The sequence below is a fragment of the Burkholderia sp. Ax-1720 genome, assembly GCF_011753035.1.
In the GTDB taxonomy this organism is placed as follows: domain Bacteria; phylum Pseudomonadota; class Gammaproteobacteria; order Burkholderiales; family Burkholderiaceae; genus Burkholderia; species Burkholderia gladioli.
Genome location: NZ_VWWK01000030.1, coordinates 1 through 22,966, shown reverse-complemented (window position 1 = coordinate 22,966; position 22,966 = coordinate 1). Strand labels below are relative to the sequence as shown.

Below are 22,966 nucleotides of genomic sequence, written 5' to 3'. Positions count from 1 at the left end.
CAAGGCAGGCCCGAAGCGCGCCGCGGCGCCCTCAGGCCTCGCCGACCCGGATCACCAGCTTGCCCTCGATCCCGCCCGCCTCGAAGTCGCGCCAGGCCTGCGCCGTCTCGGCGAGCGCGTAACTGCGCGCGAGGAACGGCCGGACCGGCACCGCGTCGATCTCGGCGGCGAGCCGTGCCAGCCCGTTGCCGCGGTTCTGGGTGCGCAGGAACAGCGCGCGCACCCCGAGCCGCTCGGCTTCGTCCTCGGCCGGCGGCCCGTTCAGCGCGACCAGCACACCACCCGGCTTGAGCACCGACAGCGCGCGCCGCGCCGTCTCGCCGCCCAGCCCGTCGAGCACCATGTCGACGCCCTGCACCACCGTCTCCAGCGGCGTGGCCGCGTCGTCGAACACCTGTTCGGCGCCCAGCTCGACCAGCCGCGCCGCGCTGCGCGCCCGGCACACGGCGATCACGCGCACGCCGCGATGCCGCGCCAGTTGCAGCGCCGCATTGCCCACCGCGCCGCCCGCGCCGAGGATCAGCAGGCTCTGCCCGGCTTGCAGTCCGCCCAGCTCGAAGGCCTGCACGGCGGTCTGCGCGACCACCGCCAGCGAGGCCGCCCCGGCGTGGTCGAGCGTGCGCGGCTTGTGCGCCAGCGCATCGACCTCGGACACCAGGAATTCGGCGAAGGCGCCGCCCGCGCCGCCGTAGCCGAACACCTCGTCGCCGGGCGCGAAACCCTCGACGCCGGCGCCCAGCGCATCCACCACGCCCGAGAAATCGGCGCCCGGCACCCACGGAAACTCGAGTTCCGGCACCAGCCCGCGCAGGGCGCCGGCCCCGCGCTTGACGTTGCCGGGATTCAGCGTGGCGGCCACCACGCGCATCCGCAGTTGGCCGGGGCCCGGCTCGGGCCTGGCGATATCGCGAAGCTCGAGTTGCTCGGCGCCGCCGTACTGCTTCAGGATCACTGCCTTCATGTTCAGTCGCTCCAGAATAGGAAGTTAGTTCCTTTTCGTAACCAAACGGCAGTATGTGTTAGATTGCCTGGCGCCGGAAGACGGCACTTTTCCCCGCCTCAGGCACAAAAAGGTAAGCATCATGCGAGCAAGCGAAGACACGACATGCCCGGTACGCGGCGTGCTCGACCAGGTCGGCGACAAGTGGTCGGTGCTGGTCATGCTGAAGGTGGTGGCGCACAGCCCGATGCGCTTCTCCGAGCTGCGGCGCGCGGTGGACGGCATCAGCCAGCGCATGCTGACCGAGACGCTGCGCGGCCTGGAGCGTAACGGCGTGCTGACGCGCACCGCCTATCCCACCATCCCGCCGCGCGTGGACTACGCGATCACGCCGCTGGGCATCTCGCTGGCGCAGGTGGTGGGGCCGCTGGTGGCCTGGGCCAAGACGCACCAGCCCGAGATCGCCGAGGCGCGCGAGCGTTTCGATACGCGCGCGCAGGCGCCGGAAGGCGCCGCGACGGCGCCCGGCACGGCAGCTAGGAAAGCGCCCCGGCAGGCTGCCGCCGAGGGCGAGGATCGAAGCCGCCCCTGAGCGCCGCCGCCCGGCCGCCTTACTTCGAGCTGGACAGCCGCAGCTTGCGGGTCAGCACCGCGCCCGTCTTCGTATTGACCAGCCACACCGCCTGCACCTGCGCATGCAGCGTCGAGGTGCGGGTGGTGATGTCGGTCGGCTCCTCGTTGCTCGGGTCGCTGTGTTCGCTGCGCTCGCTCAGGTAAGGCGGCGCCAACTCGGCCAGCAGCACGATCGCGAAACCGCCATCGTCGCTGGCGGCGGCGAAGTCGGACGGCGCGACGCTCAGCTGGGCGCGCACCGCCGTCTGCCTGGCCTTGCCGGGATCCATCTCGATGATGTCGATGTGCTGGATATAGCCCTTGGCCTTGGCCTCGGCGGCCACCACCAGCCGCCGTCCGCGCGGCCCGGTGATGTCCTTCCTGAGCAGGATCGTGTCGGGCGTCGCCTCGCTGGACAGATCGAGATCGACGCTCAGCTGGTGCCGCTTCGCGCGATAGAGGATGCCGTAGCTCACCGGGATCACGAAGCGCAGCGTGCGATCGAGCCCGACCGGCTTGAGCGCCGGTTCGTCGGTCGGCTGCCTGGCCACGGCGTGCAGCCATTCGCGGGCGTGTTCCTTCAGCGAGGGTTTGCCGGTATCGAGCTTCGCCTTGGCGAGCGCATCGCGCACCGCCAGCGCGTCGTCGCCGACGAAGGGCTGCGCGGCGGCGGGACGGGCGGCAGGGGACGCAGGAGATGCCGCCGGCTCGGACGACGCGGCCGAATCCTGCGCGGCGGCATGCGCCAGGGCCGGCAGGCAGACGCAGGCGCAGACGGCCAGCAGACGAGGCAGGAAGGACGGGATGGCTGGCACGATACGGCTTGACTCTGGAAACGGGGCGCCAATGATAGCGTGGCCGGGCGCCCGATCGGCCCTTGCGGGAAGGCGGCGTCGGCCGGCCCCCCGCCTCACTCCGGTTCGACGCGCGCCTTGCCGTCGTGCGGGCCGAGTTCGCGCGTCGGCCAGTCGGTCCAGCCGTCGGGGCGCCTGGCCTGGTGCGCCTCGTTGAGCGGGTAGCGGATCCGGTTGTCGTCCTTGGCGGGCTCGCCGATCACCATCAGGCGCACCTCCTCGGCCGTGTTGTTGAGGAAGCTGTGGCAGATGCCGGTGCCGGCCGGGAAGGCGACCGCATCGCCGGGTTCGAGCCGATGCAGATGGCCGTCGATCCACGCATCGGGCGTGCCTTCCAGCACGTAGACGAACTCCTCCTCGGTGCTTTCCGCATGCGGGTAGGAAGTGCGCCGCCCCGGCAGCAGGCGCACATGATGAATGCCGACGCGCTCCAGGCCCAGCTTGCTGGCCAGCGGCGCGCCGATTCCCATCAGTTCGCTGTCGCCGGGGTAGTGCTTGTCGTCGGCGCCTTCGAGTTCGGTCCAGTGCTTGATGAAATCAGGGCGTGACATCGTGGGGGCTCCAATGGACGGGAGGCCCACATGACAACATGGGCGGGCCGCCCTGTCCATCGGCAAGCACCACACCGCCTCGCGAGTTCGCCAAGCTCAGGCGCTGGCCAGCAGGATCGCCTTGCGGCCCTCGGGCGCCTCCAGCGCCATCGCCTGCTCGATGTGCTCGTAGGCGAAAGCCTCGCCGAGCCGCGTGCGGAACACCGGATCGCCGATCACCGCCTCCAGCGCGCGCAAGGCCGCCGCCAGCCGTTCCGGCTCGCGCACCGTGGCGCTCTCGAAATTGCTGAAGCGGCGGAGGATGAGGTCCTTCATCATCAGCAGCGAGGTCGGGATCGAGAACGGCGCCGCGCGATCGAGGAAGCCGTAGGCGTAGAGCGTCGAATGCATCGGCAGGGCCGGCACGAGCGCGCTCGCCGGCGCGCCGCCGACGCCGTCGAACACGGCCGTGGCGCCGAGCGTTTCGGCCAGCGGCGCGAGCCTGTCGACCCAGCCCTCCCCGGTCGCGATCACATGCGGCTCGCCTTCGCGGCGCAGCGCCTCGGCCGCCTCGGCATGGCGCACCAGCAGGATCGCCGGCAGCTTGCGGGCCCGCGCCAGCGCGCCGAGCGCGCGTCCGGTGGCCGAATTGCCGGCCGTGACGATCACGCCGCGATGGCCCGCCGCGACGATCTCCTCCAGGAAGGCGTGGGCCGTCATCACGTTCACCAGCGAGCCGCAGTAATCGCGCGCGCGCACCGTCTCCGGCAGGATCAGGCAGCTCGTCCAGGGCACCTGCGCCTGCTCGCTCCAGAGCCCGATGGTCTCGGCGCTGCGCGTCAGCGAACGGTAGATCGCCACCTGCCGGCCCAGGTAGCCGGCCGGCACGCCGGCGCCGATCGCGCGCACCGTGCCCGCGCCCGACGCGCCCCACACGCCCTGGCCGACCGGCACCAGCCCGGCGCCCGCGGCGCCCGGCTGGCGCAGGAAGGTCTTGTCGCCGTGGTTGATCGCCGAGGCGTCCATCTCGACCAGCACATGGCCCGGCGCCGCCTCGGCCGGGCTGGGGATGTCGCGGACTTCCAGGGTCCGCTCGGGGGTCACGCAAATCGCCTTCATCGATGCCGCTCCTGTTCCTGGTGGGTGACGCGTGCCTTGGCCGGCACGACGAACCCGTAGCCTGGGCCTTTTCATCGATTGCGAAAACGTCGCCTGGCGACATATCATCGATTCCACTCTGGAATGGATCACCGCCCCCATGGACCGTCTCGATGCGATACGCCTGTTCGTCCGCCTCGTCGAACGCGGCAGTTTCTCCGCCGTCGGGCGCGAGGAAGGCATCGGCCAGCCGGCCGTCAGCAAGCAGATCGCGGCGCTCGAACGCCACCTGGGCGCGCAATTGCTGCTGCGCACCTCGCGCCGCATCGCCGTCACCGATGCCGGCCAGGCCTTCTACGAATCGGCGCGGCAACTGGTGGAGGATTTCGATGCGGTGGAATCCTCGGTCGGCGAGCGCCAGCAGTCGCCGCGCGGGCTGGTCCGGCTCAATACCGCGCCGGGCCACGGCCGGCTCTGGATCACGCCGCGCCTGCCCGAGTTCTTCGCGCGCCATCCGGAGGTTTCGGTCGAGCTGTCGGTATCGGAGCGCAACGTGGACCTGGTCGGCCAGGGCATCGACCTGGCGATCCGCCACGGCAAGCTGGTGGATTCCTCGCTGATCGCCCGCCGGCTCGGCGAGACCGCGCTGGTGCTCGCCGCCAGCCGCGACTACCTCGCCGCGCACGGCACGCCCGCGCGCCTCGACGATCTCGACGCGCATCGCTGCATCGTGTTCTCGCGCGAGCGCGAGCCTTATCCCTGGGCCTTGCGGGTCGGGCGCGAGGCGTTGTCCTACCGGCCGCGCGGCTCGCTGCTGACCGGCGACGCGGAACACGTGCGCGCGGCCGTGGTGAACGGGCTCGGCATCTCGCAGGCGCCGCTGTGGCTGCTGGAGGACGAGATCCGCGCCGGCCGCGTGCAGGTGCTGCTGCCCAGGCTGCAACCGGAACCCCTGCCGATCCACCTCGTGCATGCCGCCGGCCGGCGCGTGCCGATGCGCGTGCGCGTGCTGATCGACTTCCTGGTGGAGATCTTCGCCAGCGACGAGCGCGCGAGGCACTGAAGCCGGCCGCGCGACGGCACCCCATCGTGATCATGCCGGCCGATGACCAACCCGCCGCTGCCCGGGCCGTTCATCGAGGCATGACCGTGCCCTCCGCGATTCCCGCCTGATCCAGGCTTCGCCGCTGCCCGTCCATTGTTATCATCCACGCTGATGACAGCGGCCGATGCGCCGCACGGGAGCCGTCCGCCATGGAACTGAAACACCTCGGTGCCTTCGTCGCGCTCGCCGACGAACTGCATTTCGGCCGCGCCGCCGAGCGGCTGTGCATCGTGCAGCCGGCCCTGAGCATGCAGATCAAGACGCTCGAGACCGGCCTCGGCGTGCGCCTGTTCGACCGCGACCGCCACAAGGTCGCGCTGACCGAGGCGGGCCGCCTGTTCCTGCCCGAGGCGCGCGCCACGCTCGAGCAGGCCGCGCGCGCCGCGCAGGTGGCGCGGCTCTCGGCGCAGGGCGAGATCGGCACGCTGCGGCTCGGTTTCGTCTCCTCGGTGCTGCCGCAACTGCTGCCGACGCTGATCCGCACCATGCACGCGCGCTACCCGCGCATCGCGCTGGAGCTGAAGGACATGCCCACCCCCGACCAGATCGCGGCGCTGCACGGCGGCACGCTAGACTTCGGCCTGGCGCGCCTGCCGATCGCGGCCAGCGGGCTGAGCTCGCGGGTGGTGATGGAGGAATCCTTCGTGGTGGCGGTGCCGGCCTCGCATCCGTTCGCGCGCCGGCGCCGCATCGAGCCGGCCGCGCTGCGCGGCCAGCCCGCCTTCGTGCTGGCGCGCCGCTACGCGCCCGGCTTCTTCGACGCGCTGCTGGTCGCGCTCGGTGCGCAGCAGGTCACGCTCGACATCGCGCGCGAGCTCGGCGAATACACCACCATGCTGGCGCTGGTGGCCGCCGGCCTCGGCATCGGCCTGATCCCGGCCGAGGCCGCCGCCGCCGTGCCGCACAACGTGGTGGCGCTGCCGCTCGCGCTGCCCAGCTATCGCGCCCCGCTCGGCCTGATCTGGCTCGACGACGGCAGCGTCCTCAAGCGCGTGTTCGTCGAGGTGGTCGAGCAGTGCGTGGCGAACGGCTGGCAGGCCTGAACCACACGCGGCGCGCGGCGCGCGGTTTACGGATCCGCCCGCACTTTTTACGCGGGATTTACGCGCGGCCCGCTACGCTGATGTCGTCCTTCCTACCCGTTCCGGGTCAACGACCATCGCATGCGCCATATCCAGGCTGTCTCGCCCTCGCTGCAACGCTCCCCTTCCCCCTCGATCCGCGTGCCCCGGCCGGCCCAGGCCGTGGTGCGGATCGCCCTCACGCGGCACGACCGCGACGCGCAGCTCGCCACGCTGATGCGCTCGCCGCTGGCCAGCCACCTGGTCGAGGCCCGGCCCACGCGCAGCGCGATCCACCTGAGCCTGGTCACCGCGCCCGACGACATGCGCGCGCTGCTCGACCTGCTGATGGCGACCCTCGACGAAGCGACCATCGGCACCATCACGCGCTCGCTGCCGGCCGCGCCCGCCGCTGCGTCGATCCGCGGGGAGCACTGACATGCTCAAAGGCATCTGGGTCCCGCTGGTCACGCCGCTGCGCGCCGGCCGCGTCGATCTCGACGCGCTGCGCGCGCTGGCCGCCTCCTATCTCGACAGCGGCATCGCCGGCTTCGTCGCGCTCGGCACCACGGCCGAGGCGGCGCTGCTGAGCGAGGTCGAGCGCGCCGCGGCGCTGCAGGCGATCCTCGAAGTGGCGGCCGGCCGGCTGCCGGTGTTCGTCGGCGTGGGCGGCTTCGACACGCGCGCCTTCCTCGCGGAGATCGATCGTCTCGAACAATGGGAGGTGGCCGGCTACCTGGTCTCGCCGCCGGCCTATCTGTGCCCGAACCAGGCCGGCGTGCTCTGGCACTTCGGCCAGGTCGCGCTGCATACGCGACGGCCGGTGATGCTCTACGACGTGCCGCATCGCACCGGCGTGACGATCGAGCCGTCGACGGTGCGCCAGCTCACGCGTCACCTGAACATCGTCGGGATCAAGGAATGCGTGCCCGCGCATTTCGATGCGCTCGACAGCCTGCCGCTGGAAGTGCTGTGCGGCACCGACGGCGCGTTTCTCGACTGCCTGGCCGCGGGCGGCTCGGGCGGCGTGCTGGCCAGCGCGCATGTCGGCGCGGACCTGTTCGTGGAAGTGCAGCGCCTGTACGAGGTCGGCCGCGTGACCGAGGCGCAGACGCTGTTCGATGCGATGCAGCCGGCGATCCGCCTGCTGTTCTCGGCGCCGAACCCGGCCGCGATCAAGGCCATGCTGGCCTTCTCGCACGACATGACGGCCGAGGTGCGCATGCCGATCACGCCGGCCTCGCCGCAACTGGTGGCCGAGCTGCGGCGCGTGCACGGCACGCTGGGGCGGCTGCGCGCCGAATGGCTGACGGCGCCGGCCGCCAGCCCGCTGCACTGAACACCGCCAACGCGAACGGGGCGGCGGGATCGGCCCGCCGCTACCCCGCCCGGCACCCCGCCCGACGCGCCGGGCGGCTTCGCGCTTGCGCGGGCCTTCGCGGGCTTGCGCGACCTTAGCGGATCACGCGCGTGACGCCGCGCCCGCGCGGATCGGCGGCCGCCTCGGGCGACTTGCCGTCGACCCGGATCACCTGGATGTCGCCGCTGAAATCCTGCCCCTTCAGCGTGTAGCCCTTGGCCTCGATCTGCTGGGCCAGCTCGCCGGTGATCGGGTGATACGGCTCCCAGAAGATCGTGTTCGGCGGCAGCAGCTGGTGATGGAAGCGGAACGCGCCGACCGCCTCCTTGAGCGGCATGCCGAAGTCGTAGACGTTGGTGATCACCTGGAAGATCGAGGTGAAGATGCGCGAGCCGCCCGGCGTGCCGATCACCAGCGAGACCTTGCCGTCCTTGGTGAGGATGGTCGGCGACATCGACGACAGCGGCCGCTTCTTCGGCTCGATCGCGTTCGCGTCGCTGCCCACCACGCCGAACATGTTGGCCACGCCGGGCTTGGCCGAGAAGTCGTCCATCTCGTCGTTGAGCACGATGCCGGTGCCCTCGGCCACCACGCCGGAGCCGAAATAGCCATTGATGGTGTAGGTGTTCGACACCGCGTTGCCCCACTTGTCGATCACCGAGAAGTGCGTGGTTTCCGCCTTCTCCGGCATCGAGGTGCCGAGCCCCGGCTGCACGCTCTTGGTGTCGGACGGCGTGTCGGGGTTGACCTCGGCCGCGCGCTTGGCGAGATAGGCGTCGTCGGTCAGTTGCGCGACCGGCACCTTGTAGAAATCCGGATCGCCGAGGTACTGGGCGCGATCGGCGAACACGCGCTTCTCGATCTCGGCCACCAGGTGCACGTACTGCGCCGAGTTCAGCGGCACGCCCTTGAAGTCGGCCGCGCGATCCTCCTTCATCTTCAGCAACTGCACCAGGCCCACCCCGCCCGAGCTCGGCGGCGGCGCCGTGATCACGCGATAGCCGTTCCAGCTGGCCTCCACCGGCTGCCGCCAGACGGCCTTGTACTGCGCCAGGTCCTCGGTGGTGATCAGGCCGTTGCCGGGCTGCATCGCCGCGGCGATCTTCTCGGCGGTCGGCCCTTCATAGAAACCCTTGGCGCCCTGCGAGGCGATCCGCTGCAGCACCACGGCCAGGTCGGGCTGCTTGAAGTTGGTGCCGGCCTTCATGCCGGCGAAGAACTTGTCGAAGTTGGTCTTGCCGTCGAACTCCTTGGACGCGTCGACGCCGCGCTGGGCCAGTTGCTCGTCCACCACGAAGCCGTCCTTCGCGTAGTGGATGGCCGGCGCCAGCACCTGCTGCCACTTCAGCTTGCCGAAGCGCTTCTGCGCCTCCCACATGCCGGCCACCGTGCCGGGCACGCCCACCGCGCGCGGCCCGTAGAGGCTCATGCCCTTGATCACGTTGCCATCGCGGTCCAGGTACATGTCCTTGGTGGCGGCCAGCGGCGCGCGCTCGCGATAGTCCAGGAAGTAGGGCTTGCCGTCGACATAGAGCGTCATGAAGCCGCCGCCGCCGATGTTGCCGGCTTCCGGATAGGTCACGGCCAGCGTGAACGCGATCGCCACCGCCGCGTCCACCGCATTGCCGCCCTGCTTGAAGATCTTCTCGGCCGCATCGGCGCTGTACTTGTCGGCGACCGCCACCGCCGAGCCAGTTAGTTGCGCGTGCAACGAAGACTTGGCGAGCGCGGGCGCATTGGGAACGAAGCCGGCAACCGCGACGCCGACACAGGCCGCGAGTACGGAAATCCTGACACGATGGAACGAAACGATCATTGCGCATCCCTCACGAGGTTGCCCTGGCGGGCTGAAAAGTAAGGCCGTCCCGCCGCTTATAGCATGTTCCGACACGCGAAAAAAATGCGCCGCCGGCCGATGGTGCAATGCAACTTTCGATGCTCGAACCAGGCCCCGCGCGGGTTCCGAGCCGTTAGATGCAATTGCTGCGCGCAGAGAAATATTCCGTCGCAGATGCTCCATATCGCGTGTCGATCTGAGATGATGGCGCCCCAGAATTTTTGCAGCGCAACCTCGCGATCGCCTCCCGCATGGCCTCACACAATGCCCATCACGCCACCGGCTGGGCCGCCGGCCTGATCGCCGCCGCGCTCGTCTGGCAGGCGGGCGCCGCCGGGCCCTGGCACGTCGGCAGCCTGGCCGCGTTCGCGGCGGGCGTGGCCGGCGGCACGGCGCCCGACTGGCTGGAGGTGGCATGGTGGTCGCGCAAGCGGCGGCTGTGGATCAAGCATCGCACCGCCACGCACTGGGGCCTGGGATGGATCGCCCTGCTGTGGTTCGCCGATCGCTCGCTGAGCGCGCTGCATCCCTGGGCGCCGCCGCTGTTCGGCTTCGCCTGCGGCGGGCTCATGCATCTGCTGGCGGATTGGCCGAATCCGCTCGGCGTGCCGTGGATCCTGCAGCGGCATTCGCTGAACTGGTGGAAGAGCGGGCGCTGCGACCTGATCGTCGTCGCGGCGGCCTGGATCGGCGCGCTGTGGGTCGCGCAGGCGGCCTGGCAGCGCGATGCGCTGCTCGAGCACTGGCTGCATTGGTTGAGGATGGCCTGAGGCCGAGGGGCTCGGCGACGGCGAGGCTGCCGGCGGCGAGCGCCGTGCCGGACATTGCCGATGCCGGCCTCGCATCGCGCGAGGATCAGCGCCGCAACGACAAGCCCGACATGGCCGATTCGCATCGATCATGTCGACCTGCATGCGCCCCCTACCTCACTGCTCCCCTACCACCGCCTGCCGCTGGAACGCGGCGATCCGCTGCCACATCGCGGCCGGATTCGAATACATCGGGAAATGGCCGCAACGCGGAATCTCGGCCAGCGTCACGCCGCGTGCCTCGATCGCGCCCAGGTAGGACAGCGAGGCGTTCTGCTCGCCGTACATGAACATGGTCGGGCATGGCAGGCCCAGGAAGCGCGCCATCAGCCCGCCATGATCCGACAGCTCGACCATCGAGCGGAAGATGCCCGGCACCGCCTCGGCCCGCACCTTGTGGCGCAGGCTGGCCGCATAGAGCGCGCTGGCGTAGGCCGGCGCATGGCGCGCGCGCTCGATGAAATCGTCGAAGAATTGCCGCGCGTCGGCACGCGGATGCTCGACGATCTGCCGGCTCAGGAAGCAATCCTCCGGCGCGATATTGCCCTCGATGTCGACGAAGCTGATCACGCGCCCGGGGCAGCGATCGGCCAGCATCAGCGCGGTCAGGCCGCCCATCGAATGCCCGACCAGGTGGAAGCGCGCGAACCCGGCGCGATCGAGCATCGCCAGCGCCGTCTCGACCAGGAACGGGATCGAGGGCTTGCCCAGGTCGGCGCATAAGGTCTCGCCGCAACCCGGCGCGTCGTAGGCGAGGAACGGCTGCCCATCGAAGGCGCGATCCAGCACGAGATCCGCGTAGTCCTCCTTGGTCGAACCGAAGCCGTGCAGGAACAGGATCGGCTCCCGTTGCCCGTCGCGATGGAGCGCGGCGATCTCGAGCGCGGTGCCGTCGATCTCGAAGGCCCATCGCGACGATTGGAATGTCTGCTGTTGCATCGAATCTCCTCCTTGCATGCCTGCCTGGATGTGGCGGCTCAGTCCGACAGCGAAGCGCAGAATCCGGCGATCGCCTCGCAGGCCCGCGCGAGCGAGGCGTCGTCGAGCGCGTAGGCGATCCGGATCGCCGGCCCCAGGCCGAAGGCGCTGCCGTGCACGGTCGCGATGCCCGCTTCGTCGAGCAGCGCGTCGACCACCGCCTCGTCGCTGTCGAGCCGCGTGCCGCGCGGCGTGGTCCTGCCGATCAGCCCGGCGCAGGACGCGAAGGCGTAGAACGCCCCTTGCGGCCGCGCGCAGGCGAGCCCCGGCGCCGCGTCGAGCCGCGCCACCACCAGATCGCGCCGCCGCTGGAACACGCCGCGCGTTTGCGCGATGAAGTCCTGCGGGCCACTGAGCGCCGCCAGCGCCGCGTGCTGCGAGATCGAGCAGGCACCCGAGGTCTGCTGCCCCTGCAGCGTCTCCATCGCCTCGATCAGCCAGGCCGGCCCGGTGCAGAAGCCGATCCGCCAGCCCGTCATCGCATAGGCCTTGGACACGCCGTTCATGGTCAGCACGCGCTCGCGCAGGCGCGGCGCGAGCGCGGCCAGCGTCGCGAATTCGACACCGTCGAAGATCAGGTGCTCGTAGATGTCGTCGGACAGCACCAGCACCTGCGGATGCGCGAGCAGCACGTCGGCCAGCGCCTCCAGTTCCTCGCGCCGATAGACGGCGCCGGTCGGGTTCGACGGCGAATTCAGGATCAGCCAGCGCGTGCGCGGCGTGATGGCGGCATGCAGCGCGGCCGGCGTCAGCTTGTAGCCCTGTTCGGCCCCGCAAGGCACGATCACCGGCCGGCCGCCGCACAGCTGCACCATCTCCGGATAGCTGACCCAGTAGGGCGCGGGCACGATCACCTCGTCGCCTTCGTTCAGCGTGGCGGCCAGCGCGTTGTGGATCACCTGCTTGCCGCCGTTGCCGACCAGGGTCTGGCGCCAGTGCGTGTCGAGCCCGTTCTCGCGCGCGAACTTCGCGGCGATCGCCTCGCGCAGCGCGCGCAGGCCCGCCACCTGCGTGTAGCGCGTGTGGCCGGCGCGGATCGCCTCGATCGCCGCCTCGCGCACATGGGCCGGCGTATCGAAATCGGGCTCGCCGGCGCAGAGCGAGACGATCGACGCGCCGCTGGCGCGCCGTGCCGCGACGCGGTCCATCACGCGATAGGTCGCGGAAGGCCGGGCCTGGGCGAGATGACGATTGAGGCGGTCGTGGCGCATCGGTTCCGGCTTCATCGCGCGGCCCTCCATTGCGACAGGCCGAGCAGGTCCAGGGTGGTTTCGCCTCGCGCCAGCGCGGCCATCATGCGCGCCTCCTTGTCGGCCCTCGCCTGCCCTTCGGCGAGCACCGCCTGCGCGCGCTCGGCCGGGATCACCACCACGCCGTCGTCGTCGGCCACCACCAGGTCGCCGGCGGCCACCGGCGTGCCCGCCAGGCTGATCGGCCGGCCCACCGAGGGCACGCTGGCCTTCAGCGTGCCGCGCACCGAGATGCCGCGCGCGAAGGCCGGGAAGCGGCGCGCGCGCAGCGCCGCGATATCGCGCACGCCGCCGTCGATCACCAGCCCCGCCACGCCGGCCGCCTCGGCCGCCGCCGCCAGCACCTCGCCCCAGTAGCCGGCCACGAACCCGCCGGCCGACACCACCAGCACGCTGCCGCGCGGCGCCTGCTCCATCGCCACGTGGATCGCGAGGTTGTCGCCGGGCGCGCAGGCCACCGGGTAGGCGGCGCCGGCCAGCGAGGCGCCGGCCCAGACGGTGCGGATCGCCGGATCGACCGAGCTCGCCGCCAGGCCCGAGGCCTCGTGCAGGGTGGAGGTGCCGAGCCGGCGCGCCTGTTCGAGCTGCGCGTCTTGATAGGAGGGAATCGTCATCGGGTAGTCCGTTGCAGGGTGTGATAAGCCAGCGCCTCGCGCGCTTCGCGCAGGCTCGCGCCGGCGACGATGCGCGCGCGGATCGCCGCCTCGACGTGTTCGATGCCGCGCGCCGTCTGCGCCACTTCGCGGGCCCGCTGGCGCGGCACGATCACCACGCCGTTGGCGTCGGCCACCACGATGTCGCGCGAGGCGACGCGCACGCTGCCGATCGCCACCGTCGCGTTGACCGACTCGACCTGCACGCGATCCTTGCCGGTGCGCATGAAGCGGCCCGCCGTGAACAGCGGGTAGCCGTCGGCCAGCGCGCGGTTGACGTCGCGGCACACGCCGTCGATCACCGTGGCCGCGATGCCGCGCAGGCCCGCGTACTGGGTCATGATGTCCCCCCAGACGGTGCAGTCGAGGCGGCCGTCGTTGTCGATCACCACGATGTCGCCCTCGGCCACCTCGTCGATGAAATCGCCGACGGTCCCGGCCGGCTGCGTCGCCGGCACGTACTTGACGGTGAAGGCCGGGCCCACCACGGCCTGCGCGTAGTCGGCCAGCGGCGCGATGCCCAGCGCCTGGCCGTGGATGCCGAGCTTGTCCAGCGCGTCGGACACGCCGGGCGTGTCGAGCCCGGCGAAGCAGGCCACCAGTTCACGATCCTCGGGGCAGGCGCCCCTGGCGCGTTGCGGATTCGTCATCGATCTCTCCTCGAATGAAAAGGCGGCTCAGGACGCGCGGATCGCCTCGAATTGCTGGTCGTGCATCACCTCGGCCACCGAGCGGCCGGCGCGCACCGCGGCGACCATGCCGTCCTGGCGCCGCACGATGCGCTCGCCCAGCGACAGCACCGCCTCGATGTGCGCGGCCGGCACGAACACGCTGCCGCAGCGGTCGGCGATCACGTAGTCGTCCTGCTCGACGGTGACGCCGGCCATCTTCACCGGCTTGCCCGCGTCGAGCTGCACCACGCGGTTGCGCGCGCTGATCATGGTCACGCCGCGGCCGTAGACGGGATAGCCGATCGCCTCGCTGCCCTCGATGTCGCGGCTCGCGCCGTCGATGATCGAACCGCGCACGCGCTTCATGCTGGCGGCATTGGCGAGGATGTCGCCCCAGCAGGAGATGCCCTCCAGGCCGCCCGCGATCACCAGGATGCGCTCGTCGCTGTCGATCGCCTCGACCACCGGCGTGATCAGGTGCAGGCCCGGCGCCGCGTCGGTCTTCGGGCCGAGTTGCACCGTGCTGGCGCGGCCGACGATCTTCGGGCAGTCCCACAGCGGGCGCAGGCCGTAGGTGGCGCCCGGCAGGCCGAGGAAATCGAGCGCATCGGAAACGGTATTGGTGTCGAGCGAGGCAAGACGGTCGAGCAGGCTGGCGGCGGACATGGCGGCGGTTCCCTGGAAAGTGACCACATCCTCGCGGATCGCCGCTGATATGACCAATCGCGGTTTCGTATCTGCCTGATACGATTTCCGGATCAGCGCGGGCGGCTCGCCTGCCCTGCCCCGGCGCGATAATCGGCGAAGCCTTCGCGCCCCTTCTTCCCTTCTCGTCACCGCCAGGAACCGCCCGATGAACCCGAGCCTCGATTTCCGCCTGATCCGCCAGCTCTGGATGTTTCTCGCCGTGGCCGAGGAGAAACATTTCGGCCGGGCCGCGGCGCGCCTGAACATGTCCCAGCCGCCGCTGACCGAGCAGATCAAGGTGCTGGAGCAGTCGCTGAAGCTGCAGTTGTTCGAACGCTCGCGGCGCGGCACGCAGCTGAGCCCCGCCGGCGCGGCGATCCTGCCGGCCGTGAGGCAGTTCGCCGACCAGGTGGAACGGCTCGAGCGCGTGGTGCGCGAGGTGGCGGCCGGGCAATCGGGCGTCCTGCAGGTGGGGGCGATCACCTCGGCCATGCTCGACACGGTGCCCGCCGCGCTGGCCGCGCTCAAGCGCTCGCATCCGCAGGTGAGCGTGTTCGTGCGCGAGATCGACAGCGCCGAGGCGGTGCCGGCGCTCGAATCCGGCGAGCTCGACCTCGCCTTCGTGCGGCTCGAGGGCGAGCTCGGCGCCTCGCGCATCGCCACCCTGCCGCTGGCCGAGGACCGGCTCGCCGTGGCGCTGCCGAAGACGCATCCGCTCGCCGCGCTCTCGCGCGTGCGGCTGCGCTCGCTGGCCGACGAGGCGCTGGTGATGTCGGCGCGGCAGGTCAGCCCGGTGTATTTCGACCGGCTGGTGGCCGAGTGCCGTTCACACGGCTTCGCGCCGCGTGTCCTGCACGAGGTGCGCTCGGTGGCTTCGCAGGTGGCCTATGTCAGTTGCGGCCAGGGCGTCGCGCTGGTGCCGGCGTCGATGCGCCGGCTGGCGCCGGACAACGTGGTGGTGCGCCCGCTCAAGGAGCGCGTGATGGTGGTGACGGCCGCGCTCGCCTGGGATGCGAGCCGGCATCATCCGATGGTGGAGGCGATGCGGGAATGGGCGGAAAGGACGGGGGCGAAGGTGGGGACGGCCGAGCGGGCCGCTGATGGGACGGGAGGAAGGCTTGCGAAGCGGAAGACCGTGGCGAACGGCTAGGGAGTGAACGCCCGGGCTTCGGCTGGCTGCGGCGCGGGCGCTGGCACGAAGGCGGCCGGAGTGAAGCGAAGGCCGGGCCGGCCCGCGCCCCCTGCTTCAGCGTTGGCGCGTTGCGCGCTTGGCCGAGGCCGGCGCGGCAGCGCGGCGCTTGGCGGCCGGCTTTGCCGCGTCAGGCTCGGCCCGAGCCGGCGCCACCACCGCCTCGGCTTCGTCGTCGGGTTCGCCGCCGCTTCGATCGAGCGCGAAGGCCGCGCGATCCCGTCCCTTGATCCAGGCCGGCTCGCGGCCGATGCCGCTCCAGGTGCGGCCCGAGACGGGATCCCAGTACTTCGGGGCGCGCTGCCGGCGCGGCGGCGCGATCGCATCGCCGAAGATATCGCGCGGCGTCAGGCCGAACAGGCGCACGCATTCGCGGATATCGGCCAGCACGCCGGCGGCCGCGGTTCTTTTCTCGTCGTCGAGTTGCTGCTGGATGGTGGCGATCCGCTGCTTGAACTGCTCGAATTTCTCGATCACGGGCTGGGCTCCTTCGACAGGCATCGAGGCGCCGGCCGCATTGCCGGCCGGCACCGCCAAAACCGACGAATGGTAGACATATCGCTCCACGAGCGATATCGGACGGGACTGATATTGCATAGGACCGTCCCCACGCATCCGACCCTGCCCTGATGGCTCCCGCGAGGCGCCGGCCGCGCTCAGCGGCTCTGCGCGGCGACCTTGAGCCCGAGCCCGATCAGCATGCCGCCGATCAGCTTGCCCTGCAGGCGGCGCAGCAGCGGCAGCCTGCCGAGCACATGGCGCAGCGGCCGCAGCGCGAGCACCAGCAACGAGGTATAGAGCGCGCCGAACACCGCGAACAGCAGGCCCAGCTCGATGAACTGCGCGAAGGCATGGCCGCGCTCGGGATGGACGAACTGCGGCAGGAAGGCGATGAAGAACAGCGCCGTCTTGGGATTGAGCAGCTCGGTGAGGATCGCCTGCAGGCAGGCCCGCCCCGGCGTGACGCCGGCCAGCTCGGGCAGCCGCGTGTCGGCCGCGGGCGCGCGCCAGGCGCGCCAGCCCAGGTAGAACAGGTAGGCCGCGCCCACGTACTTGACCGCGTTGAAGGCCAGCGCGGAGGTCATCAGCAGCGCCGAGAGGCCGGCCGCCGCCGCAAGGGTGTGGACGAAATCGCCGATCGCCACGCCGATGCTGGTCATCACGCCGGCGCGCCGGCCGCCCTGGGCGGTGCGCGAGAGCACCAGCAGCACGGCCGGCCCCGGCACCAGGAACAGGCCGAACATGATCACGATGAAGGTACCGAGCGTCGACAGGTCAAGCACTTGCGCCTCCGGGGCGGAATTCGGCCGCCCCGGGGCGGGACGGCGGCGCGGCGGGCGCGCGGCCTCGATTGTAAGGCCGCGCCGGTTGCCGCGCGGCACGGCGGCAACCGACTCGGCCCGGCGCCTCGGCACGAACCGCCGGGCCGCCGGTTCACACCGCCATTTCCGGCGGCGCCTGGCGGAAGCCCCGCGTGAGCCAGCCGAGGTAGACCAGGCCCAGCACGAACCAGATCCCGCCCAGCACCAGGGCCGATTTCTCCAGGCTGACCAGCAGCCAGATATCGGCGATCGCGCCGAGCGCCGGGAACAGCAGCCCGCCGACCCAGCCGAAGCGGCGCTGCTGCGGCGACATCAGGAAGAACTGGCGCATCACGCACAGGTTCACCGAGGTGAAGGCCAGGAAGGCGCCGAAGTTGATGAAGGAGGTGGAGGTGGCCACGTCCAGCTTCAGCGCGATCAGGCCGATGATGCCGGCGAAGGCGATATTGAGCGCCGGGGTCTGGAAGCGCGGATGGATGTAGCCGAAGATGCGGCGCGGCAGCACCTCGTCGCGGCCCATCGCGTAGAGCAGGCGGCCGACGCTGGCCTGCGCCGAGATGCCGGAGGCGAACTGCGCGAGGATCAGGCCCGCCAGGAACACCGACACGAAGATGTCGCCGCCGACCTTCCTGGCGATCTCGAAGGCGGCCGAATCCGGGTCCTTGAAGACCGCGCCCGGGTGCGCGAGCTGCAGCGTGTAGGCGGCGATCACGAAGATCGCGCCGCCGATCAGCGCGATCAGCACGATGGCGCGCGGGATGGTCTTCTCGGGATCGACGGTCTCCTCGGTCAGCGTCGAGACCGCGTCGAAGCCGAGGTAGGAATAGGCCGCGATCGCCGCGCCTGCCATGGTGGCCGACAGCGGCACATGGGCATTGAAGAAGGGCTGGGCGGCCATCAGCCCGCCGGGGCCGGCCGCCGCGATCGCGTAGTGGCAGCACAGCGTCACGAACAGCGCGACGATCACCAGCTGCACGATCATCAGCACGATGTTGAAGCGGTTCGCCAGCTCGATGCCGAGGATGTTCAGGACGCTGGTCAGCACGATGAAGGCGACGATCCAGACCCAGGCCGGCACCGACGGGAAGGCCGCCACCAGGTAGGCCGCGCCGATCAGCCAGATCACCATCGGCAGGAAGAAGTAGTCGAGCAGCGTGGCCCAGCCGATCATGAAGCCGAGATGCGCGTTGAAGGTCTTGCGCGTGTAGGTGTAGGCCGAGCCCGCCACCGGGAACAGGCGCGCCAGCTTGCCGTAGCTGAGCGCGGTGAACACGATCGCGATCAGCGCCAGCAGGTAGGCCAGCGCGGCGGTGTCCTGGCTCGCGCCGGCCAGCACGCCGTAGGTGCCGTAGACGATCAGCGGCGCCATGTAGGCCAGGCCGAACAGCAGCACCGACGGCAGGCCGAGCGTGCGCTTCAGGCGCGGCGCGTGCCCGGCGGCGGAGGTCGGGGAGGATGAGGTCATGGTCGGGTCTCCGATGGACGCGCTCGTCGCGTCCGGATGCGATACACCAGGTTGCACGGCGCCGCACCGCACGATGGCACGGCGGCGGCAGGATGCTGCGGTTCAGCAAAAACGAAGGCGAAAGCGAAAACGACAGGTGCCGCGGCCCCGGCGCGATGGGTTCGTGCCGGCCGGCCGCGCGGGCGCGGGCCGGGTGCCCCGGCCCGCGGATGGCGGGACGAGGCGTGCTGCGCCAGGGTGATGCGGGGCGGCCCGGTTCATGCGGCAGCGGGCCGGCGCGAACCGGAACACCAGCGCGAACCGGCGCGGTTCAGCGCAACTCAGCGCGCGCGGATCACGCGGCCGCGTCCCGCGTGCGGCTCGGCATCGCCGGCCGGATCCTCGCGCAACTCGAGCCGCACGCGCGCGTCGTGCAGGTAGCTGTAATGCTCGCGGCTGGCGGCCAGGAGCGCCGGATCGAGCCTGGTGCACAGCACCGCGTCCTCGCCGTGCAGCTCGCTGAGCACGTCGCCCGACGGGGAGATCAGCGCCGATTCGCCGGGGAAGCTCAGCGCGTCGTCGCCGCTGCCGATGCGGTTCACCAGCGCGGCGAACATCTGGTTCTCCATCGCGCGCGCCACGATCGCGCGGCGGTGCACCGGGCCGAACGGGTCCATGTTGCCGTTGGTGACGATCAGCAGGTCGGCTCCAAGCGAGGCCACCGCGCGCGCCGTCTCCGGGAACTCGATGTCGTAGCAGATCAGCAGGCCCACCGTCAGCCCCTTGAATTCGCAGACGGCATAACGGTCGCCCGGCTCGAACACGCCGACGTCCGAGGCCCACAGATGGGTCTTGCGGTAGCGCAGCGCGATCTCGCCCTGCGCGTCCACCAGCACCGTGGTGTTGAAGAAGCGCTCGCCGTCGCGCTCGGCGAAACCGACCGCCACGCCCACGCCGGCCGCGCGCGCGGCCTCGCGCACCGCGGCGATCGAGGCGCCCGCGAGCGGCTCGGCCAGCTCGCGCACGTTCTCGCGCGTGGGGAAACCGGTCAGGGTGGTTTCGGGGAATACGATCAGGTCGGTGCCGTCGCGCCGGGCGCCGATCACCTCGGTGACACGGGCCAGATTCGGGGCGACGTGACCGTCGACGACCGGGATCTGGGCGAGTTCAATTTGCATCTGCTTGCCTCCAGTATTGCGGGCCGATAGACTCGCGCTCGCATTGCGCCACCGCTCGACGCGGCGGCGTGGCGCTATTATCGGGACGTTATTTTTGTCCAGGAATTCCCCACCTGGGGTACCACGATCGGAGGACACATGGAACTCGACTGGCGGGATCTCGCGTTCCATCACCACGTCGCCACGCTGATCGACGCGCTCGACAGCCCCGACTTCTGGACCCGCCTGGCCCGCGTGCTGCAGCGCTTCGTGCCCTTCGACAACTGGGTCGGCATGCTGTTCGCGCGCGAGCGCGCGCCGCTGGTGTGCGCCGAATCGCCGATGCCCGACGGCACCGTCGACCAGATGTTCCAGGACTACCTGGGCGCGCTCTACCAGCTCGATCCCTTCTATATCGCGGCCTGCGAGCGGCCCGCCTCGGGCCTGGTCACGCTCGAGTCGGTGGCGCCGGACAACTTCCGGATGACCGATTATTACCAGCGCTACTTCAAGCGCAACATCATCGGCGACGAGGTGCAGTTCAACCACGCGATCGACGAGCGCCACACGCTGATCTTTTCGCTGGGCGCCACGCGCCATTACGGCGAGCGCGACCTGGCGCTGTTCGCGGTGGTGGCGCCCTGGGTGATCGCGCTGATGCGCCAGCGCCTGCCTTACGAAAGCTTTACCGGCGCGGGTCAGCACGCGGGGCCGGCGGAGGCGGCCGGACTTGCCCCGGCCGCGCCCGACGAAGCGGGTTATGCCGAGCACTTCGAGCGCGTGGTCCAGCAGCGCGGCCATGCCCCGCTGACGGCGCGCGAGGTCGAGGTGGTGCGGCTCAGCCTGAGCGGCTTCTCCACCCGCGCGATCGCCGAGCGCCTGACCATCTCGTTCGAGACGGTGCGCGCCCACAAGAAGCATATCTACGCGAAGCTCGGCGTCAGTTCGCAGTCGGAATTGTTCGCGTTGTTCTACGAGCCGGGGCGGTAGGGGCGGCTCGGGGACGGAGCGACGCGCCGGCCAGCAAATGCCCTGGGGAGATACTCAGGCAGGACCGGTCGCATTTTCTCCGCGCTGCGCAGAGAATTGCCGGCAGGCTTGCGAACCCACGCTGGGCCCCCATCTTCACCCCCATGACCACCCTCCCCGCCCTCGCCGGCGCCTGCCATCGCCTCGCTCTCCTCCGCTCCGATCCGGCCCCCGGCAACCGGGCCGCGGCTCTGGCAAACTTGACGTTTTCGCTTCGCCGCCCCGCGGCGCGCCGAGCCGGCAAAGCGCCGGCGCCGCGCCCGCCGCGATCCGGCCCGGGATCCGCCTGATGGATAGCGCCACCCGCTCGCCCGCGGCCTCGCCGGCCGCCCCGCTCGATGCCTTCCACCCGGCCGTGGCCGGCTGGTTCGCGCGCAGCTTCGCCGCGCCGACCGAGGCGCAGGCACGCGCCTGGCCGCTCATCAAGGCCGGCCGCTCGACCCTGGTGGCCGCGCCGACCGGCTCCGGCAAGACCCTCACCGCCTTCCTCTGCGCGATCGACGAACTGGTGCGCGAGGCGCTCGCCAACGACGGCAGCCTGCCCGACCAGACCCTGGTGGTCTATGTCTCGCCGCTCAAGGCGCTGTCCAACGACATCCGCGTCAATCTCGAGGCGCCGCTGGCCGGCATCGCGCACGAACTCGCCCGGCTCGGCCTGCCGGTGCCCGAGATCCGCACCGCCGTGCGCACCGGCGACACCACCCAGGCCGAGCGCAGCGCGCTGCGCAAACGCGCCGCGCACATCCTGGTGACCACGCCCGAATCGCTGTACGTGCTGCTGTCCTCGGAATCGGGGCGGCGCATGCTGTCGACGGTGCGTACCACCATCGTCGACGAGATCCACGCGCTGGCCGGCAACAAGCGCGGCAGCCATCTCGCCTTGTCGCTGGAGCGGCTCGACGCGCTGGCGGGCCGGCCGCTGCCGCGCATCGGGCTGTCGGCCACGCAGAAGCCGATCGAGCTGGTGGCGCGGTTCCTGGTGGGCGTCGAGGCCGGCGCCGCGAACGGCTCGGCCGGTGACGAGCCGGCCGACGCGGCCGACGCGGCGCGAACGCAGGAAGCGCCCGAAGCGCGGAACACGCCCGCCATTCCCCAAGCGCCGAAAGCCTCGGAACCACCCGAAGCCCCCCAGGCGCCCGCCACGAAGCGGCGCAGGACCAAGGCAGCAGCCTCGGCACCCGCCGATACGGCGACGACATCGCCCGCATCGCCCGCGCCATCGCTCCCGCAAGCCCTCGACACGCGCGCCTGCGCGATCGTCGATGTGGGCCACGTCCGCGAGCGCGATCTCGCGCTCGAACTGCCGCCGATCCCGCTCGAACCGGTGATGGCCAACGACGTCTGGGAGCGCATCTACGACCGCATCGCCGAACTGGCGGCCGCGCATCGCACCACCCTGGTGTTCGTCAACACGCGGCGCATGGCCGAGCGGCTCGCGCGCCATCTGGGCGACCGGCTCGGCCAGCAGGCGATCGCCGCGCATCACGGCAGCCTCGCCAAGGAAGCGCGCTTCGACGCCGAGCAGCGCCTCAAGCGCGGCGAGCTGAAGCTGCTGGTGGCCACCGCCTCGCTCGAACTCGGCATCGATATCGGCGAGGTCGAGCTGGTCTGCCAGATCGGCTCGCCGCGCGGCATCGCGCCCTTCCTGCAACGCGTCGGGCGCTCGGGCCACCAGGTCGGCGGCACGCCCAAGGGGCGCCTGTTCCCGCTGTCGCGCGACGAGCTGGTGGAATGCGCGGCCCTGCTCGACTGCGTGGCGCGCGGCGAACTCGACCGGCTGCACGTGCCGCGCGCGCCGCTCGACGTGCTGGCCCAGCAGATCGTCGCCGAGGTGGTCTGCGCTGAATGGGACGAGACCGAGTTGTGGCGCCGCTTCACGCAGGCGGCGCCCTACGCGGCGCTGTCGCGCGAGCGTTTCGACGAAGTGATGGCGATGCTCGCCGAGGGTTTCTCGAGCCGGCGCGGCCCGCGTCGCGCCTACCTGCATCGCGATCTGAGCACGGGCACGGTGCGCGCCCGGCGCGGCGCGCGGCTGACCGCCGTGACCTCGGGCGGCACGATCCCCGATACGGCCGACTACTCGGTGCTGCTCGAGCCGCAAGGCACCCAGATCGGCACCGTCAACGAGGATTTCGCGATCGAGAGCCTGGCCGGCGACGTGTTCCAGCTCGGCAACCAGTCCTACCGGATCCTGCGCGTCGAGACCGGCCGCGTGCGCGTCGAGGACGCGCGCGGGCAGGCGCCCAACATCCCGTTCTGGCTCGGCGAGGCGCCGGGGCGCAGCGACGAGTTGTCGGCCGGCGTGGCGCGGCTGCGCGGCACCGTCGACGCGCTGCTCGAACAGGGCGAGCTGGCGGCCGCCGCGCCGGCTGCCTCGCGG

At 71.0% G+C, this 22,966-nt stretch carries 23 protein-coding genes; 9 read left to right on the top strand and 14 right to left on the bottom strand.

All coding sequences use genetic code 11. The features are described from left to right. Positions 1–31 precede the first annotated feature (31 nt). Positions 32–961 (bottom strand): NADP-dependent oxidoreductase, encoded by a 930-nt coding sequence (locus F3J18_RS12285; protein ID WP_166912940.1) that lies wholly within the window; start codon positions 959–961, stop codon positions 32–34. 121 nt (positions 962–1,082) lie between these two features. Here F3J18_RS12285 and F3J18_RS12280 point away from each other — a divergent pair, with 121 nt between their 5' ends. Beyond that, positions 1,083–1,532, top strand: a complete 450-nt coding sequence (locus F3J18_RS12280; RefSeq protein WP_051598436.1) for a helix-turn-helix domain-containing protein — start codon at positions 1,083–1,085, stop codon at positions 1,530–1,532. Positions 1,533–1,551: 19 nt separating this feature from the next. On the opposite strand, the gene F3J18_RS12275 is transcribed toward F3J18_RS12280, so the two are convergent. The 3 genes from F3J18_RS12275 to F3J18_RS12265 all read right to left on the bottom strand — a co-directional run bounded on the left by F3J18_RS12275 (position 1,552) and on the right by F3J18_RS12265 (position 4,055). After that, positions 1,552–2,367 (bottom strand): hypothetical protein, encoded by an 816-nt coding sequence (locus F3J18_RS12275; protein WP_166912939.1) that lies wholly within the window; start codon positions 2,365–2,367, stop codon positions 1,552–1,554. Between the two features lie 95 nt (positions 2,368–2,462). Then, complete coding sequence (locus F3J18_RS12270) at positions 2,463–2,957, bottom strand: cupin domain-containing protein (protein WP_166912938.1); 495 nt, start codon at positions 2,955–2,957, stop codon at positions 2,463–2,465. A gap of 96 nt (positions 2,958–3,053) precedes the next feature. Then, positions 3,054–4,055 (bottom strand): Zn-dependent oxidoreductase, encoded by a 1,002-nt coding sequence (locus tag F3J18_RS12265; RefSeq protein WP_166912937.1) that lies wholly within the window; start codon positions 4,053–4,055, stop codon positions 3,054–3,056. Between the two features lie 139 nt (positions 4,056–4,194). Here F3J18_RS12265 and F3J18_RS12260 point away from each other — a divergent pair, with 139 nt between their 5' ends. The 4 genes from F3J18_RS12260 to F3J18_RS12245 all read left to right on the top strand — a co-directional run bounded on the left by F3J18_RS12260 (position 4,195) and on the right by F3J18_RS12245 (position 7,539). After that, a complete protein-coding gene (locus F3J18_RS12260; protein ID WP_166912936.1) occupies positions 4,195–5,097 on the top strand; it encodes a LysR family transcriptional regulator in 903 nt (300 codons plus the stop codon). 191 nt (positions 5,098–5,288) lie between these two features. Then, positions 5,289–6,182, top strand: a complete 894-nt coding sequence (locus F3J18_RS12255; RefSeq protein ID WP_025102133.1) for a LysR family transcriptional regulator — start codon at positions 5,289–5,291, stop codon at positions 6,180–6,182. Between the two features lie 120 nt (positions 6,183–6,302). Continuing rightward, positions 6,303–6,638, top strand: coding sequence for a hypothetical protein (locus F3J18_RS12250; protein ID WP_166912935.1), 336 nt, complete (start codon positions 6,303–6,305; stop codon positions 6,636–6,638). Between the two features lies 1 nt (position 6,639). Beyond that, the gene (locus F3J18_RS12245) at positions 6,640–7,539 is read left to right on the top strand and encodes a 4-hydroxy-tetrahydrodipicolinate synthase (RefSeq protein WP_166912934.1); all 900 of its coding nucleotides are present in this window, start codon (positions 6,640–6,642) and stop codon (positions 7,537–7,539) included. A 115-nt stretch (positions 7,540–7,654) separates the two neighbouring features. On the opposite strand, the gene ggt is transcribed toward F3J18_RS12245, so the two are convergent. After that, complete coding sequence (gene ggt, locus F3J18_RS12240) at positions 7,655–9,376, bottom strand: gamma-glutamyltransferase (protein ID WP_166912933.1); 1,722 nt, start codon at positions 9,374–9,376, stop codon at positions 7,655–7,657. A 272-nt stretch (positions 9,377–9,648) separates the two neighbouring features. On the opposite strand from ggt, the gene F3J18_RS12235 reads away from it, so the two are divergent. Next, positions 9,649–10,167: a metal-dependent hydrolase gene (locus tag F3J18_RS12235; RefSeq protein WP_025101637.1), complete on the top strand. Its 519-nt coding sequence runs from the start codon at positions 9,649–9,651 to the stop codon at positions 10,165–10,167. Positions 10,168–10,323: 156 nt separating this feature from the next. On the opposite strand, the gene F3J18_RS12230 is transcribed toward F3J18_RS12235, so the two are convergent. The 5 genes from F3J18_RS12230 to F3J18_RS12210 are packed head-to-tail and all read right to left on the bottom strand — an operon-like array spanning position 10,324 to position 14,424. Then, positions 10,324–11,145 carry an alpha/beta hydrolase gene (locus F3J18_RS12230; protein WP_166912932.1) on the bottom strand — a complete coding sequence of 274 codons (822 nt, stop codon included), beginning with the start codon at positions 11,143–11,145 and terminating at the stop codon, positions 10,324–10,326. Between the two features lie 38 nt (positions 11,146–11,183). Further along, a complete protein-coding gene (locus tag F3J18_RS12225) occupies positions 11,184–12,410 on the bottom strand; it encodes a pyridoxal phosphate-dependent aminotransferase (protein WP_240154663.1) in 1,227 nt (408 codons plus the stop codon). Then, positions 12,407–13,048 carry a 4-carboxy-4-hydroxy-2-oxoadipate aldolase/oxaloacetate decarboxylase gene (locus F3J18_RS12220; RefSeq protein ID WP_166912931.1) on the bottom strand — a complete coding sequence of 214 codons (642 nt, stop codon included), beginning with the start codon at positions 13,046–13,048 and terminating at the stop codon, positions 12,407–12,409. The genes F3J18_RS12225 and F3J18_RS12220 overlap by 4 nt, the downstream gene beginning before the upstream one ends. Continuing rightward, entirely contained in the window at positions 13,045–13,737 is a 693-nt protein-coding gene (locus tag F3J18_RS12215; RefSeq protein ID WP_025101633.1) for an RraA family protein, read from the bottom strand. Before F3J18_RS12215 ends, F3J18_RS12220 begins: the two co-directional genes overlap by 4 nt. A 27-nt stretch (positions 13,738–13,764) precedes the next feature. Next, positions 13,765–14,424, bottom strand: coding sequence for a diguanylate cyclase (locus F3J18_RS12210; RefSeq protein WP_025101632.1), 660 nt, complete (start codon positions 14,422–14,424; stop codon positions 13,765–13,767). 187 nt (positions 14,425–14,611) lie between these two features. Here F3J18_RS12210 and F3J18_RS12205 point away from each other — a divergent pair, with 187 nt between their 5' ends. Further along, positions 14,612–15,595 carry a LysR substrate-binding domain-containing protein gene (locus F3J18_RS12205; RefSeq protein ID WP_025101631.1) on the top strand — a complete coding sequence of 328 codons (984 nt, stop codon included), beginning with the start codon at positions 14,612–14,614 and terminating at the stop codon, positions 15,593–15,595. Positions 15,596–15,691: 96 nt separating this feature from the next. Here F3J18_RS12205 and F3J18_RS12200 read toward each other — a convergent pair whose 3' ends face one another. The 4 genes from F3J18_RS12200 to F3J18_RS12185 all read right to left on the bottom strand — a co-directional run bounded on the left by F3J18_RS12200 (position 15,692) and on the right by F3J18_RS12185 (position 19,578). Next, positions 15,692–16,111, bottom strand: coding sequence for an H-NS histone family protein (locus F3J18_RS12200; RefSeq protein ID WP_025101630.1), 420 nt, complete (start codon positions 16,109–16,111; stop codon positions 15,692–15,694). Positions 16,112–16,290: 179 nt separating this feature from the next. Continuing rightward, complete coding sequence (locus F3J18_RS12195; RefSeq protein ID WP_025101629.1) at positions 16,291–16,917, bottom strand: LysE family translocator; 627 nt, start codon at positions 16,915–16,917, stop codon at positions 16,291–16,293. 151 nt (positions 16,918–17,068) lie between these two features. Next, positions 17,069–18,421, bottom strand: coding sequence for an APC family permease (locus tag F3J18_RS12190; RefSeq protein WP_166912930.1), 1,353 nt, complete (start codon positions 18,419–18,421; stop codon positions 17,069–17,071). A gap of 320 nt (positions 18,422–18,741) precedes the next feature. Next, entirely contained in the window at positions 18,742–19,578 is an 837-nt protein-coding gene (locus F3J18_RS12185) for a carbon-nitrogen hydrolase family protein (RefSeq protein ID WP_025101627.1), read from the bottom strand. A gap of 138 nt (positions 19,579–19,716) precedes the next feature. On the opposite strand from F3J18_RS12185, the gene F3J18_RS12180 reads away from it, so the two are divergent. Together F3J18_RS12180 and F3J18_RS12175 are read left to right on the top strand one after the other, a co-directional pair. Further along, positions 19,717–20,547 carry a helix-turn-helix transcriptional regulator gene (locus F3J18_RS12180; protein WP_166912929.1) on the top strand — a complete coding sequence of 277 codons (831 nt, stop codon included), beginning with the start codon at positions 19,717–19,719 and terminating at the stop codon, positions 20,545–20,547. Positions 20,548–20,875: 328 nt separating this feature from the next. Next, positions 20,876–22,966, top strand: a 2,091-nt coding sequence (locus F3J18_RS12175) for a DEAD/DEAH box helicase (protein WP_166912928.1), incomplete at its 3' end; no start/stop codon positions are given.

What these genes read in the sequence shown, in the direction of transcription:
- F3J18_RS12215 (WP_025101633.1), bottom strand. Translation starts at nt 13,737, where the DNA reads ATGACGAATCCGCAACGCGCCAGGGGCGCCTGCCCCGAGGATCGTGAA.
- F3J18_RS12245 (WP_166912934.1), top strand. Translation starts at nt 6,640, where the DNA reads ATGCTCAAAGGCATCTGGGTCCCGCTGGTCACGCCGCTGCGCGCCGGC.
- F3J18_RS12255 (WP_025102133.1), top strand. Translation starts at nt 5,289, where the DNA reads ATGGAACTGAAACACCTCGGTGCCTTCGTCGCGCTCGCCGACGAACTG.
- F3J18_RS12260 (WP_166912936.1), top strand. Translation starts at nt 4,195, where the DNA reads ATGGACCGTCTCGATGCGATACGCCTGTTCGTCCGCCTCGTCGAACGC.
- ggt (WP_166912933.1), bottom strand. Translation starts at nt 9,376, where the DNA reads ATGATCGTTTCGTTCCATCGTGTCAGGATTTCCGTACTCGCGGCCTGT.
- F3J18_RS12205 (WP_025101631.1), top strand. Translation starts at nt 14,612, where the DNA reads ATGAACCCGAGCCTCGATTTCCGCCTGATCCGCCAGCTCTGGATGTTT.
- F3J18_RS12190 (WP_166912930.1), bottom strand. Translation starts at nt 18,421, where the DNA reads ATGACCTCATCCTCCCCGACCTCCGCCGCCGGGCACGCGCCGCGCCTG.
- F3J18_RS12270 (WP_166912938.1), bottom strand. Translation starts at nt 2,957, where the DNA reads ATGTCACGCCCTGATTTCATCAAGCACTGGACCGAACTCGAAGGCGCC.
- F3J18_RS12180 (WP_166912929.1), top strand. Translation starts at nt 19,717, where the DNA reads ATGGAACTCGACTGGCGGGATCTCGCGTTCCATCACCACGTCGCCACG.
- F3J18_RS12210 (WP_025101632.1), bottom strand. Translation starts at nt 14,424, where the DNA reads ATGTCCGCCGCCAGCCTGCTCGACCGTCTTGCCTCGCTCGACACCAAT.
- F3J18_RS12230 (WP_166912932.1), bottom strand. Translation starts at nt 11,145, where the DNA reads ATGCAACAGCAGACATTCCAATCGTCGCGATGGGCCTTCGAGATCGAC.
- F3J18_RS12285 (WP_166912940.1), bottom strand. Translation starts at nt 961, where the DNA reads ATGAAGGCAGTGATCCTGAAGCAGTACGGCGGCGCCGAGCAACTCGAG.
- F3J18_RS12225 (WP_240154663.1), bottom strand. Translation starts at nt 12,410, where the DNA reads ATGAAGCCGGAACCGATGCGCCACGACCGCCTCAATCGTCATCTCGCC.
- F3J18_RS12220 (WP_166912931.1), bottom strand. Translation starts at nt 13,048, where the DNA reads ATGACGATTCCCTCCTATCAAGACGCGCAGCTCGAACAGGCGCGCCGG.
- F3J18_RS12185 (WP_025101627.1), bottom strand. Translation starts at nt 19,578, where the DNA reads ATGCAAATTGAACTCGCCCAGATCCCGGTCGTCGACGGTCACGTCGCC.
- F3J18_RS12235 (WP_025101637.1), top strand. Translation starts at nt 9,649, where the DNA reads ATGGCCTCACACAATGCCCATCACGCCACCGGCTGGGCCGCCGGCCTG.
- F3J18_RS12250 (WP_166912935.1), top strand. Translation starts at nt 6,303, where the DNA reads ATGCGCCATATCCAGGCTGTCTCGCCCTCGCTGCAACGCTCCCCTTCC.
- F3J18_RS12280 (WP_051598436.1), top strand. Translation starts at nt 1,083, where the DNA reads ATGCGAGCAAGCGAAGACACGACATGCCCGGTACGCGGCGTGCTCGAC.
- F3J18_RS12265 (WP_166912937.1), bottom strand. Translation starts at nt 4,055, where the DNA reads ATGAAGGCGATTTGCGTGACCCCCGAGCGGACCCTGGAAGTCCGCGAC.